The sequence below is a fragment of the Halomonas cerina genome (genome assembly GCF_014192215.1).
Lineage (GTDB): Bacteria > Pseudomonadota > Gammaproteobacteria > Pseudomonadales > Halomonadaceae > Halomonas > Halomonas cerina.
The window spans coordinates 18,484-31,179 of the sequence record NZ_JACHXP010000013.1; the positions used below are offsets into that span (position 1 = coordinate 18,484).

Here is a 12,696-nt window from a genome sequence, read left to right on the forward strand (position 1 = left end):
GGCCCAGGGAATCGCAGAGATGACCTCTTCACCACTCGCCGGGCATCGCCCCCGCTTCAGCCTGACCTGGCGTGTCATGACGCTCAGCAGCCTACTGCTGCTCGCGCTGGTCTCGCTGTTCACCTGGCTCGGCCACGAGAACCTGACGCGCCAGTTCCAGGAGAGCCGGACCCAGCACCACATGCGTCAGCAGCAGGCGATTCAGCTCGCCCTCAGGCGCTCGCTGGACAACCTGCGCCAGCTGGCCGGGCTGGTGGCGGCCTCACCACGGCTCGGCCCGGCGCTGGAAACCGACGAGCCGGTCCTCATCAAGGCCGCCCTGGCCTCCCAGTGGCCCACGCTGCAGCTGGAGACGGGTATCGATGAGATCCTGGTCTTCGATGCTGCCGGCGTCGGGATGGGCACCTGGGGAGAACAGATCCAGAGTCACCGCCCTCTGCAGGCCTGGGTGGATGAGGTCATGGACACGGAACGGCCATTAACCGCCCTGCGCTGCTCGACGGACTGCCGGCAGTACGCCGCCGTTCCGGTGCTGGTAGAAGGCAAGAGCGTCGGCCTGGTGATCCTCTCGCGCTCGCTGGCCGACGTGATCCGCCAGGCGCGCGCCGTATCCAACAGCGAGGTGGCGCTGCTGGTCACCAGCGGTATGCCGGCTCAAGGTCTTCCGGCCGAGCGTTACCTGCAGGACTGGAATGGCCACCTGGTGGCCCTGACCCAGCAGGAGGAGAGCCTGCCCGTACTAAAGCAGGCCTCGCCGATGAGCTCCGTTCACGGCCTGACGCAAGCCCCCCTCTACCTGAGCCATGAAGGCCGTCAACTGGAAATCGCCGCGGTGCGCATGGAGGAGGACGCGGACCAGCGCAGCACCGGCCACTTCCTGCTGGTCTCGGATATCACGGCCCAGCTCCGTGCCATCAATCAGGACACCCGCACCTTGCTCGTCGTGGGCCTGATCGGATGGCTCGCCGCTGAGCTGCTGCTGCTCGTCATCCTGCTGCGCCCCATGGCGCGACTAAGACGGATTGCCGGCGTGCTGCCGACCCTGGCGCGCGGCGGCTTCGCGGAGGTCAGATCGGCGATCCCCAGTGTCGAAAGGCGCCTGCCGGACGAAATCGATGTACTCGAGCACACGACGCTGGCGCTGTCCCGGCAGCTGGAGGAACTGGAAGGTGAAGTCCAGGCCCGCGGGGATCAGCTGGCGGAGCGTGTCGACGAGCTCGCCCGGGAGCGGGATTTCGTCGGCAGACTGCTGGATACCGCGCGGGTCTTCATCATCGCCCAAGATGCCCGGGGCCGGATCACGCTGGTCAATGACTACACCCTGACGGTACTGGAACTCGACGAACAGCTGCTGATCGGTCGCCATTTCAACGATATCTTCGAGGCCCCCGATGCCTCGCCCGTCGGTCCGCTCGAGACGGGCCCCCTGCAGGAGGAGCGCACCCTGCTGACCCAGGACTTCCGGCAGCACACCATCGCTTGGTACCACGCCCCGTTACCCGCCGGCAAGGATGGTCGCCAGGAGCGCATCTCGGTGGGCCTGGACATCACCGAGCGCAAGGCCGCGGAGGCTCGTCTGACTTGGCTGGCCGAGCGGGACCCGCTCACCGCCCTCTACAACCGCCGCTTCTTCCAGGATGCCGTGCTGCAGGCCCTGCAGCGAAGCCCCCGCGGCGCCGTGCTGATGCTCGACCTGGACCAGTTCCGGGATGTCAACGAGCTCAGCGGCCATCAGGCCGGCGATCGGCTCCTGCGCGATGTGGCCGAGACACTGTCGCGCAATCTGGCGCATGAGGGCGTGATTGCGCGCCTGGGAGGCGACGAATTTGCCGTGCTGCTGGAGGGAGCCGATGGCGACCGGGCCGTGAAGGTAGCGCAGCTGTGCAACCAGTTGCTCGACGGACTCGGCTTCATGGCGGAAGGCCGGCGACACCGGGCCATCGCCAGCATCGGCATCGCGCTGTTCCCGATGCACGGTAACAATCCGGTCGACCTGATGGCCAGTGCCGATGTTGCCATGTACAAGGCCAAGGAGAGTGGCCTGCAGCGCTGGCACCTGCTGTCCACCCTGGAGAGTGCCAAGGACGAACTGCAGGAACGGGTCTACTGGGTCGAGCGCCTGCGGCGCGCCTTGCAGGACGACGACTTTATGCTGATGGTACAACCCATCGTGCGCCTGGAAGACCGGGACGTGAAGCACTATGAGGTCCTGATCAGGATGCGCGAGGCCGATGGTCACCTGGTGTCGCCCGCCAACTTCATCCCCGTGGCTGAGCGCAATGGCATGATCGTCCAGCTCGACCGCTGGGTGCTGCACCATAGCCTGCTCGCCCTGCGGCAATTGCAGGAACAGGGGATAAGCCTGGCGGTGAACCTCTCGGGCCAGTCACTCCATGACAAGGGACTGGAGCAGTTCCTCGCCGACGAGCTGACCACCAGTGGCGCCGATCCTCACCACCTGATCCTGGAGATCACCGAGACGGCAGCCGTCACCGACTTCTCCACGGCACGTGGCGTACTTCAGGCCATTCGGGATCTGGGTTGTCGTACCGCCCTGGACGACTTCGGCGTGGGATTCAGCAGTTTCCACTACCTTGGCCAGCTGCCGGTGGACTACATCAAGATCGACGGCTCCTTCATCCGCAGCCTGAAGCTCAGCACGGATAGTCGTGTGATCGTACGTGCCATTGCGGATATTGCCGCCGGCTTCGGCAAGCAGGCGATCGCCGAATTTGTTGACCAGGAATCCTTGATTCCCATCCTGCATGAGTATGGCATCACCTATGGACAAGGCTTCCACCTTGGTCGACCAAAAAGCCTGCTTGAGACATTCGGTGAAGACGTGCCCTTCCGTTCAGATGAAAAATGCTGCAAGAAAGGCTCCATTGCAGGACCAGCCGGGGGCTTGGTTACCGCCAAGGCAATTTCGTCCCAAGGAAAGTTTCATGACAACTGAGCAGGAAAAGCACAGAAAAAAAGCCATCAGCCAAGCTCTTCTCAAACGATTCGAGCAGGACTACGAGTTTATTCTCGCCACGAAAGATGAGGATAGAAAGAAGGTCTACGCACTTCGCCATGAGGTTTTTCTTCGCGAACTGCATTACGACATGCGCGAAGATAAATCCCACCACCTAGAGCAGGATGAGTACGATAACTCGTCGATACACTGCCTGATAAAACACCGAGCGAGTGGTTTATCGGCTGGCTGCATGCGCCTGGTTATTCCCACTCCTGACGAAGACTCTCCCCTGAAGCGACTTCCTGTCGAGATCCACGGACGAAAGCATTTCGATCATCCAGATATTCACCCACGCGACCTCCCCAGCTTACAACTATGCGAAGTCTCACGTCTTGCCATTGCGCGTCCCTTTCGCGCCACCCATAATAAGGAAAGACCTTTACCCTATGACGGCGACGGCTATCGCTTTTCCCTGGCAGAAGCGAAAACTTTTCCGCTGATCTCTATCGGCTTGTTTCTTTGTACTTACTCGCTGGTCGGGCTTACTGGCCGAAGGCACGTCTTCGCCATGATGGAGCCACGCCTTCCCAGGCTGCTTGCCCTCTCAGGCTTCCATTTCACCAAAGTCAGCCAAACAATCGAGTACCACGGCACTCGGAATGCCTATTATATCGATCACCGCAAGGCGGAGCAGGAGATGCACCAGGACCTGATGCCTCTTTACCTCCATATTCAAAAGGCCCTGGCACCACAGTTGGATGCCGCCTTGCCTCCCCTGGCCGCCACACTCCTCTCTTGAAAGGACAGTTCCAGCAGAGGACCAGGATGCAGCCGCTCCGGCCAGTCGAGCAGCATGATCGCCAGCACGTTACGATGCTCCCCGGTGGCCAGGTCCGTGCCACCGTCCTCGGCCGGCACCATCCCGGCCCCTGGATCATAGGCCATCAGCAGGGCGTCGCGTAGCCGCCTCACCACCGGGTGCGCCTCCTGTCCCGCCAGCAGGAAGCTGATCCCCACCTCCGTGTAGATATCTTCCTTCGTCTCGGCCAGGATGCGTGGCAGGTCGGCGGCGAAGTCATCGAGTATCCAGTCGAACATCTCGTCACTGACCGGCTTCTGGTAGTAATCGCTGGCCGCGATCACGAAGTGAGTCATGCCGTAGATCTTGTTGCGGTACGAGGCCCGGCTCAGGTGAGCATCGCGTTCGGGGGGATAGTGCCGCTGGAAGGCGTCGATCACCGTCTCCCGCAGATCGGCCACCCCCAGGTCGTGCAGGTAGTAGACCAGGTTGGCCACCTGGGCCGCATAGACCTCCATCACGTCTGGATCGACGAGAAAGGCATGGAAGTCGACGGTGCCGAGATAGTCTAGCGCCCGCCGGTAGCCCGACAGGTGAGTGTCATCGAGCAGACCATGATAGTGCGCCTGGGTCAGCTCGAAGGCGAGATGCTTGGCATAGGCGATCTCGCCCCACTCGGCCAGCATTCGCTTGCGTCGCTGCTGCTTGGGCGTGCGCTCGGGATAGGCCGCGACGATCTGCCGTGCCCGTCGCTCGGGATAGCCAGGCGTGGCCAGATGCCCGATCTCCACGCACAGGCTGTCGACGAGCCGGCGACCGAAGGCCCGGTTGAGCGGCAGGTAGCGCGCCTCCCCGGTAATACGATAGAGCCGCTGGGCGTAGTGGCGCTGCTTGGCGGCCGGCAGGGTCGGCAAGGCTTCCTCGTAACGTTCCCGAATGGCCCCGGCCACCTCGACGTACCGTGATGACGAATCGGGAAGCGTGGCCGCACAGCCGGCCAGCCAGATGGCCACCAGACTGGCCAGCCAGCGAACTCCTGGTCGACGAGGACATGCTAGGCTCACGGTTTTTTCCCCTTGCGCCGTGAGCGCTCCGGCGGAACCAGTCTGACCCGCGCCTTGGGTCGCAGCGGGGCGCTGCGACTCGCCTTCTCCGATCCCGGGTCCGGAGTCGGCATGGAGGGTCGTTGAATCACCACCCAGGCGAATACCGGCAGCGACAGCCGCCAGTGGATGGCGGCAAGACGCAGTCCCAGGGTAGTGAACAGCGCCAGGGCGATGGTCGGCATGAAGGGCACCCCGAGCGCCTCCAGGATCACGAAGACGGTGCCTCCGGCGATGGCGGCCGTGGCGTAGATCTCCTGGCGCAGCACCATGGGCATGCGCCGCGCCAGCACGTCACGTACCATGCCGCCGGCTACCCCGGTCAGAAGCCCCATCAGTACCGCCACGATGCCGGACGAGCCCAGCAGCAGGGCCTTGTGGGTGCCGATCACGGTGAATAACGCCAGGCCGAAGGCATCGGCCACCGGCAGGAAACCCCGCGAGAGGCGGTGGATGTAATGGAACCCCAGGATCGACAGGCCGACGGTGCCCACTATCACCCACAGGTAGGTCGGATCCGTTACCCAGAACACCGGCTGCACCCCCAGCACCAGGTCGCGCAGGGTCCCGCCGCCAATACCAGTCACCGCGGCCAGCACCAGCATGCCGAACGGATCCATGCGCGAGCGGCAGGCGAGTACCACCCCGGAGAGGGCGAAGACGATCACTCCTGCCATATCCAGCCAATAGACCAGGTCCGTCACTCCCCTCCTCCCCTTTGCGTGTTGCCGCCATCATAGCAGGAGAAGAGGAATCGCCCTCATCGCAACCTGATGCAGGGCGACCCGCACCGCGCCGGTTATGCACGCGTCGCCGCTCAGGCCAGCTGGAAGGGATAGACATCGCCCAGCTTGAGGATGCGGGTCAGCTCATCCAGGGCGGTGAGCGTCTCGTGGGCCAACTGAGGATCGGCCAAGTCGGCCGGGGCCAGGCGGTCGCGATAGTGACGCTCGATCCAGGTGGTGAGATCAAAGTGCAGGGCATCGTCCAGCAGCACCCGGCCGGCGATCGCGGCCCGCTCCTCTCCGGAGAGCGCCACGCGAAGCCGCAGGCAGGCTGGCCCGCCGCCGTTGCGCATGGACTGCTTGACGTCCTTGACCACCACCTCGGCGATAGGGTTGCTGCCCGCCAGCAGGTGACCCTGCAGGCAGCGCCACACCGCCTCGCGCTCCTGGCACTCCCCGGGCACCACCAGGGTCATGGTGCCGTCCGGGTTGCTGAGCAGCTGGGAGTTGAACAGATACGAGGCCACGGCGTCGTCCAGGCTCACCGCCTCCGCCGGCACCCGTACCGGGATCAGCGGGGTGGCCATCTTGGCGCGCAGCGCGTCCAGGGTGCCCTGCTCGTCGCGGAAGGCCATCTCGTGGTAGAGCAGCACCGGGCCGTTGCCCACCGCGATGACGTCGTTGTGGAAGACCCCGGCGTCGATGGCGTCGGGATGCTGCTGGGCGAACACCGTCTGAGCCGCGCAGAGACCATGCTGGCGGGCCACCGCCTGGCTGGCTTCCAGGGTCTGGCGGGCGGGGAAGCGGCGGGGCTCAACGCCGTCGCCGCCGAAGGCCTGGCGGCCGTAGACGTAGAGATGCACCCCCGCCTCGCCATGGTCGCCGCACAGCCGGGTGTGGTTGGCCGCGCCCTCGTCGGAGAAGGCGGGAGTGGATGGCAGCACCGGATGGTGGGCGAAGTGACGCTCGTCGCGGAAGATCGCCGCCAGCACCCGGGCGGTGGTTTCCGGTTCCAGGTAGCGGTGGAAGCTCGACTGCAGGTTGGCCGGGGTGACGTGCACCCGGCGGTCGGGGGCATCCACGCTCGGCGTCACGGTGGCGGCATTGGCCGTCCACATGCTCGAGGCCGAGCACACCGCACGCAGCACCTGGGGCGCCTCCTCGGCGGCCCGGGACAGTACCCGGGCGTCGCTGCCGGTGAAGCCCAGGGCGCGCAGGGCGCCCAGGTCCGGCCGCTGCTGGGGCGGCAGCACCCCCTGGGCGTAGCCGGCATCCATCAGCGACTTCATCTTCTCGAGGCCCTGCAGGGCGGCCTCCCGGGGGTTGGCCACCAGGCCCTCGTGGGTCATGGAGGCCACGTTGCCGTGGGCCAGGCCCGAGTAGTTGTGGGTCGGGCCCACCAGGCCGTCGAAGTTGACCTCGCACACCATCGGGTTCGGTTCCTGGCTCACAGCGTCACCCCCGGCGGCAGCTTGTCGGGCAGGTGCAGGTCCTCGCTCTCCATGGAGGCCACCGGATAGGCGCAGTAGTCGGCGGCATAGTAGGCACTGGGGCGATGGTTGCCGCTCTCCCCCACCCCGCCGAAGGGCGCGTCACCGGAGGCGCCGGTGGTCTGGCGGTTCCAGTTGACGATGCCGGCGCGGATACGCAGCAGGAAGTCCTCCCAGTCGGCCTGCTCGCCGCCGATCAGACCGGCGGACAGGCCGTAGCGGGTGTCGTTGGCCAGGCGCAGCGCCTCGTCCCAGTCGCGGTAGCGATGGACCTTGAGCAGCGGACCGAAGTGCTCCTCGTCGGGAATCGCCAGGCCGGTGACATCGATCAGCGCGGGCGTGAGCAGACTGGTGCCCTCCGCCAGGCACTCCATGCGCGACAGCACGACGCCGCCCCGGGCCTCGAGGTCGTCCTGAACCGCGAGCAGGCCGTCGGCGGCCGCCACGCTCACCAAGCCGCCGTAGAAGGGGGCCGGGTCGCTGAACTGGCCGGCCACGTGCAGACGTGAGATGGCATCACTCAAGGCATCGAGCAGGTGGTCGCCCACCTGCCCCTCCGGCACGATCAGCCGACGCGCACAGGTGCAGCGCTGACCGCCGGAGAGGAACGCCGACTGCAGGATGGTCAGCACCGTGGCGTCCTGGTCGGGCACGTCCCGGACCACCAGCGGGTTGTTGCCGCCGAGCTCCAGGGCCAGGATCTTGTCGAGCTGCCCGGCGAACTGGCGATGCAGCATCCCCCCGACCCGGGCACTGCCGGTGAACAACAGGCCATCGATGCCGGAATGAGCGGACAGCGCCTGGCCCACCGGGGCCGCGCCCTGCACCAGGTTGACCACCCCCTCGGGCAAGCCGGCCTCGCGCCAGCACTGCAGGGTCAGGTCGGCGGTCAGCGGGGTCTGCTCGCTGGGCTTGAAGACCACGCTGTTGCCGGCCAGCAGCGCCGGCACGATGTGCCCGTTGGGCAGGTGGCCCGGGAAGTTGTAGGGGCCGAACACCGCCATCACCCCGTGGGGGCGGTGGCGTAGCACCGCCCGGGTCTCGCCCAGGTCGCGCTCGCGCTCGCCGGTGCGCTCCCGATAGGCGCGGATGGAAATCGCCACCTTGCCGATCATCGCCCCCACCTCGGTGCGCGCCTCCCACAGCGGCTTGCCGGTCTCGCCGGCGATCGCCGTGGCCAGGGCCTCGCGGTGGCGCTCCAGCACCTCGCGGAAGCGCTCGACCAGCGCCTGGCGCTCGGCGAAGGGCTGGCGCGCCCAGGCCGTGGAGGCCGCCCGGGCCGCCTCCACGGCGGCGCCCACCTGGGCCTCGGAGGCGGCATGGCCCTGCCACAGCGTGTCGCCCGAGACCGGGTCCTGCTTGGCGAAAGCCTCGGCCTCGCCGTCTTGCCATTGGCTGCCGATCAGCAGCCGTTGCGTCGCCTTCATCACGCCTCCTTCTCGGTATCCAGAATACGCAGGGTGTCACCGGCGCCGACCTCGAGGCACGCGGCCTCCGCCTCGTCGAGCGTCAGCACGCCGTTCGCATCGGGGCCGCGCCCCACCCAGGTGGCGCGGAAATCGACCATCGCGGTGGTGGCGGCCAGCCAGCGCGGGCGCGGGGCCTGCGCCGGCTCGCCGGCCTTGACCTCCACCCGGCAGCGCTGCGACAGCCTCACCCCGCGTACGTCATCGATGTAGGCCTCCACGGTGGGGCCGCCGTCGAAGATGTCGACATAGCCTTCCCAGCGCAGGCCCTGCTGCTTGAGCATGGCCAGCGCCGGCCGCGTATGCTCGTGGACCTGGCCGATGCAGGCGCGGGCCGCCTCGGAGAGGAAGGGGGTATAGATCGGGAACTTGGGCATCAGCTCGCCGATGAAGCTCTTTTGCCCCAGCCCGGTCAGTCGGTCGGCCTCATCGAAGTCGAGAGGAAAGAAGTGGCTGCCCAGGCATTCCCAGAAGGGGCTCTTGCCCCGTGCGTCGAAGACGCCGCGCATCTCGGCGAGCACCTTGTCGGGAAAGCGGTCGCGGAACTCGGCCATGAACAGCCAGCGCACCATCGACAGCAGCCCCCCGTTGCGCTGGTGACGCCGGTCGCCGCCGCGATACTCGGGGCGCAGGAACAGCGAGGCCACCTCGGCGTCGCCGGTATGGTCGGAACTCAGGAACAGGGTATCGATGGTGCGGTGCAGGTCGAGCTGCACCGAGGAGTGAGCCAGGGTCCCCAGCCGATAATGGTAGAAGGGCACCTCGCGGCCCACCTGGCCCTCGATGGCGCAGCAACCGGCCAGCCGGCCGGTGGCATCGTCCTCGAGCACGAAGAAGTACAGGCGCTGGTCTACGGGGGTACGCTCCTCGAAGGCGCTCACCGCCGTCTCGATCTTCTGAGCCAGGAAGTCGCGATTGTCGGGCAGCGAAGTGAAGCCCACCCCGGTCTCCCGGGCCAGGGCCTGCAGCTCGTCCAGGTCGCCCTCGGCGATCGGTCGGATGCGCATCACAGCTCTCCCTCGTCGTAGCCCGGGTCATGCTCGTCGCCCGGCAGTGTCAGCGGTGCGGCCAGCACGGCACGTCCCTCTTCCACGCCCAGCCGCTCGGCGTGCTCCGGCGAGAGCATCAGCTGGCCGGTGGGCGACAGCGCATAGCGCGCCACCATGCAGCGGAAGTCGTGGAGCCGCTGGTTGGCCACCAGGGCCGGCTCGGCATCCGGCAAGGCATGGGTGGGGCGGATACGCACGGGGTGCCAGGCGGCGCGCCGGAAGCTCTGCAGGCGATCGCGTTCGCCCTTGATCACCGGGCCGGCATCGAAGATGTCGACGTGGCGCGAGCGCAGGAAACCCTCGGCGAGCATCTCGGCGATGGCATCTTCATGGTCGGGATGCTCACGGCCGATAGCGGCCCGGGCCATGGGCGTGAGCAGCGCTAGGTAGAGCGGGAACTGCGGCATCACCTCGGCGATAAAGCTCTTCGAGCGCACCCCCGCGATGTAGTTGATCTCCTGGTAGTCACGCACGAAGAAGTGGCGCCCCACGCTGTCCCAGAACGGTGACTGGTGATCGTCGTCCAGGTAGCCGGGCAGGGCCATGGCGAGGATCTCGGCGAAGCGTTCCGGGTACTGGGCGATGAACATCAGCCGCGCCCGGCGCAGTAAGCTCTCCGCACTGGTCCCCCGATAGCGCGGATCGAGCGAGTAGGCGCATAGCAGGCTCGCCTCCGAGACCTCGTGGGACAGCGACAGGGTCGGCACCTCGCGTCGCACATCGAGTTGCTGCGAAGCGTGGATCAGGGTCTCCTGACGATAGGTATAATAGGCTTCCCGGGCACCGGCCTGGGCACGGATGGTGGCCGTGCCGACCACCTCGCCGCGCTCCAGGTCCTCGAGCACGAAGGTATAGTGCTCGTCACCGGGAAACTCTACCTCGGCCTCGAAGGCGCGCTGGGAGCGCGCGATGCGCTCCTCGAGGCGGTCCCGGTGGGCCGGTAGATTGGTCAGTCGCGGCGTGGCGCTGCCGGCCAGCCGCTCCAGGGCCGGCAGGTCCGCCGGTCGGGTGGGTCGCACGACCAGCATGGCAGGGTCTCCGGAGGTGGCACGGGGGTCCGGCATCGCGGGGCCAGGGCTCACGAATCGGCCACTAGCCGCGCCACCGCCCGCTCGAGGCGCGCCATGCCCTCGACGATATCGGCCTCGGGGATCACCAGCGACGGCGCCATGCGCAGCACGTCGGGGCCGGCGATCAGCGCCATCAGGCCCTCCTCGATGGCCAGCGGCAGAATGTCCTTGGCACGCCCCTGATAGTCGTCGCTCATCTCGGCGCCGATCAGCAGGCCCATGCCGCGAATCTCCTTGAACACGCCGTGCTGGCGATTGATCGCCTCGAGATGCTCGCGAAAGAGGTCGTGGCGCCGCTTCACGCCCTCGAGGACGTCGGGAGTGTCGATGAACTCCACCGCCGCCAGGGCCACGGCGGAGGCCAGGGCATTGCCGCCATAGGTGGAGCCGTGGGTGCCGATGCCCAGCGCCGGGGCGATGCGGTCGGTGGTGAGCATGGCGCCCACCGGGAAACCGCCGCCCAGGGACTTGGCGCTGGTCAGGATGTCCGGCGTCACGCCGTATTCCATATAGGCATAAAGGGAGCCGCTGCGGCCCACGCCGGTCTGCACCTCATCGAAGATCAGCAGGACGTCGTGCTGGTCACACAGCTCGCGCAGGCCTTGGAGGAAGGCGGGCTCGGCGGGGAGGATGCCGCCCTCCCCCTGCAGCGGCTCGACCATCACCGCGCAGGTGTCGTCGTCGATCAGCTCGCGCACGCTGTCGAGGTCATTGAACTCGCCATGGACGATGCCGCCGGGCACCGGCCCGAAGCCCTGGGCGTACTTGGGCTGACCGCCGACACTGACGGTGAAGAAGGTGCGGCCATGGAAGGACTGGGCGAAGGAGACGATGCGATGCTTGTGTTCACCATGCTGGTCATGGGCCCAGCGCCGCGCCAGCTTGAGCGCCGCTTCATTGGCCTCGCCGCCGGAAGAGCACAGATAGACCTTGTCGGCGAAGGTCCGCTCCACCAGCGAGCGGGCCAGTTTGAGAGCCGGCTCGTTGGTGTAGACGTTGGAAAGGTGCCAGAGCTTGTCGGCCTGCGCGGTGAGCGCCTCGACCAACACCGGGTGGCAATGACCCAGGGAGTTCACCGCGATGCCGCCGGCGAAATCGATATACTCGCGACCTGCCTGGTCCCACAGGCGGCTGCCCTTGCCGCGCACGGGGATCACCTGCTGGGGGGCGTAGTTGGGCACCATGTACTGGTCGAAGTCCGCGCGGGTCGGGGTCTGGGTCATGTTGCTCTCCGTTGTCGCGAGCCAAGGCTCGTCAGGATGGATCCAAGTTCATTGGAGTATAGGGACCCCCCACGCGGGGAGCTTTCAGCAATGGGACGGTGACTTGTGAAAACGCAACGGCGTGACATGGCTCCCCGCCTGCGTGCGTTTTCGGGTAGGCTTGAGCCCCTCAAGTGAGGAGTCCTGTCATGTTCAATACCACGGCCTGGAACCGGATCCGCTACGGCCTCTATGCGCCGGTCTACGACCTGGTGGCCGCGCGCGCCTTCCGTCGCGCGCGACGCGAGGCACTGGCCCAGGTCGCCTGGCGTCCCGATATGCGAGTGCTGCTGGTGGGCGCCGGTACCGGGCTCGACCTGGCCTTTCTGCCGCGGGATGTCGAGGTGCACGCCACCGACCTCGCCCCGGCCATGGTGCGCCGGCTCGAGCGCCGTGCCGCGGGGCTCGGCCGGGACGTTCGGGCCACGGTCATGGACGCCGAGGCCCTGCACTTCCCCGACGGCCACTTCGACGTGGTGGTGATGCACCTGATCCTGGCGGTGATGCCCGACCCGGCCCACGGCCTGGCCGAGGTCCGCCGGGTACTGAAGCCCGATGGCCAGCTGTGCGTGATGGACAAGTTCCAGGCCGATGATCGCCCCGCCGGGCTGGCGCGGCGCGTTCTGAACGGCATCACCTCGGCCATCGCCACCGATATCACCCGCCAGGCCCGCCCGCTGCTCGAGGCGGGCGGCTTTGTCATAGAGCAGGATACCCCGGTGCTGGCGGGCTCGCTGTTCCGGGCCCTGCTGGCCCGTCCCAGCTAAGCGACG

General features: G+C 66.8%; 10 protein-coding genes. 3 read left to right on the forward strand and 7 right to left on the reverse strand.

Annotation, left to right across the window (positions count from 1 at the left end):
- Window positions 1-19: 19 nt before the first annotated feature.
- On the forward strand, window positions 20-2,956 hold the full coding sequence (locus FHR94_RS13000; protein WP_183326153.1) for a bifunctional diguanylate cyclase/phosphodiesterase: 2,937 nt from the start codon (window positions 20-22) through the stop codon (window positions 2,954-2,956).
- Entirely contained in the window at window positions 2,946-3,758 is an 813-nt protein-coding gene (locus FHR94_RS13005) for a PEP-CTERM/exosortase system-associated acyltransferase (protein WP_183326154.1), read from the forward strand. Before FHR94_RS13000 ends, FHR94_RS13005 begins: the two co-directional genes overlap by 11 nt.
- Here FHR94_RS13005 and FHR94_RS13010 read toward each other — a convergent pair.
- The 7 genes from FHR94_RS13010 to FHR94_RS13040 all read right to left on the reverse strand — a co-directional run bounded on the left by FHR94_RS13010 (window position 3,692) and on the right by FHR94_RS13040 (window position 11,884).
- On the reverse strand, window positions 3,692-4,822 hold the full coding sequence (locus FHR94_RS13010) for a DUF3541 domain-containing protein (protein ID WP_183326155.1): 1,131 nt from the start codon (window positions 4,820-4,822) through the stop codon (window positions 3,692-3,694). The two genes, FHR94_RS13005 and FHR94_RS13010, sit on opposite strands and share 67 nt — an antisense overlap.
- Complete coding sequence (locus FHR94_RS13015; protein ID WP_183326156.1) at window positions 4,819-5,565, reverse strand: TRIC cation channel family protein; 747 nt, start codon at window positions 5,563-5,565, stop codon at window positions 4,819-4,821. Before FHR94_RS13015 ends, FHR94_RS13010 begins: the two co-directional genes overlap by 4 nt.
- A 113-nt stretch (window positions 5,566-5,678) precedes the next feature.
- Window positions 5,679-7,016 carry an N-succinylarginine dihydrolase gene (gene astB, locus FHR94_RS13020; protein WP_183326248.1) on the reverse strand — a complete coding sequence of 446 codons (1,338 nt, stop codon included), beginning with the start codon at window positions 7,014-7,016 and terminating at the stop codon, window positions 5,679-5,681.
- Window positions 7,017-7,033: 17 nt separating this feature from the next.
- Window positions 7,034-8,503: a succinylglutamate-semialdehyde dehydrogenase gene (gene astD, locus FHR94_RS13025; RefSeq protein ID WP_183326157.1), complete on the reverse strand. Its 1,470-nt coding sequence runs from the start codon at window positions 8,501-8,503 to the stop codon at window positions 7,034-7,036.
- Window positions 8,503-9,549 carry an arginine N-succinyltransferase gene (gene astA, locus FHR94_RS13030; RefSeq protein WP_183326158.1) on the reverse strand — a complete coding sequence of 349 codons (1,047 nt, stop codon included), beginning with the start codon at window positions 9,547-9,549 and terminating at the stop codon, window positions 8,503-8,505. Before astA ends, astD begins: the two co-directional genes overlap by 1 nt.
- On the reverse strand, window positions 9,549-10,619 hold the full coding sequence (locus FHR94_RS13035) for an arginine N-succinyltransferase (RefSeq protein WP_183326159.1): 1,071 nt from the start codon (window positions 10,617-10,619) through the stop codon (window positions 9,549-9,551). The genes astA and FHR94_RS13035 overlap by 1 nt, the downstream gene beginning before the upstream one ends.
- A 50-nt stretch (window positions 10,620-10,669) precedes the next feature.
- Window positions 10,670-11,884, reverse strand: a complete 1,215-nt coding sequence (locus tag FHR94_RS13040) for an aspartate aminotransferase family protein (protein WP_183326160.1) — start codon at window positions 11,882-11,884, stop codon at window positions 10,670-10,672.
- A 188-nt stretch (window positions 11,885-12,072) separates the two neighbouring features.
- Here FHR94_RS13040 and FHR94_RS13045 point away from each other — a divergent pair, with 188 nt between their 5' ends.
- Window positions 12,073-12,690 (forward strand): class I SAM-dependent methyltransferase, encoded by a 618-nt coding sequence (locus FHR94_RS13045; protein ID WP_183326161.1) that lies wholly within the window; start codon window positions 12,073-12,075, stop codon window positions 12,688-12,690.
- Window positions 12,691-12,696: the final 6 nt, after the last annotated feature.

Excerpts from the sequence above, each read along its gene's own strand:
- FHR94_RS13040 (WP_183326160.1), bottom strand. The coding sequence starts at position 11,884 with ATGACCCAGACCCCGACCCGCGCGGACTTCGACCAGTACATGGTGCCC.
- FHR94_RS13045 (WP_183326161.1), top strand. The coding sequence starts at position 12,073 with ATGTTCAATACCACGGCCTGGAACCGGATCCGCTACGGCCTCTATGCG.
- astA (WP_183326158.1), bottom strand. The coding sequence starts at position 9,549 with ATGCGCATCCGACCGATCGCCGAGGGCGACCTGGACGAGCTGCAGGCC.
- astD (WP_183326157.1), bottom strand. The coding sequence starts at position 8,503 with ATGAAGGCGACGCAACGGCTGCTGATCGGCAGCCAATGGCAAGACGGC.
- FHR94_RS13005 (WP_183326154.1), top strand. The coding sequence starts at position 2,946 with ATGACAACTGAGCAGGAAAAGCACAGAAAAAAAGCCATCAGCCAAGCT.
- FHR94_RS13000 (WP_183326153.1), top strand. The coding sequence starts at position 20 with ATGACCTCTTCACCACTCGCCGGGCATCGCCCCCGCTTCAGCCTGACC.
- astB (WP_183326248.1), bottom strand. The coding sequence starts at position 7,016 with ATGGTGTGCGAGGTCAACTTCGACGGCCTGGTGGGCCCGACCCACAAC.
- FHR94_RS13035 (WP_183326159.1), bottom strand. The coding sequence starts at position 10,619 with ATGCTGGTCGTGCGACCCACCCGACCGGCGGACCTGCCGGCCCTGGAG.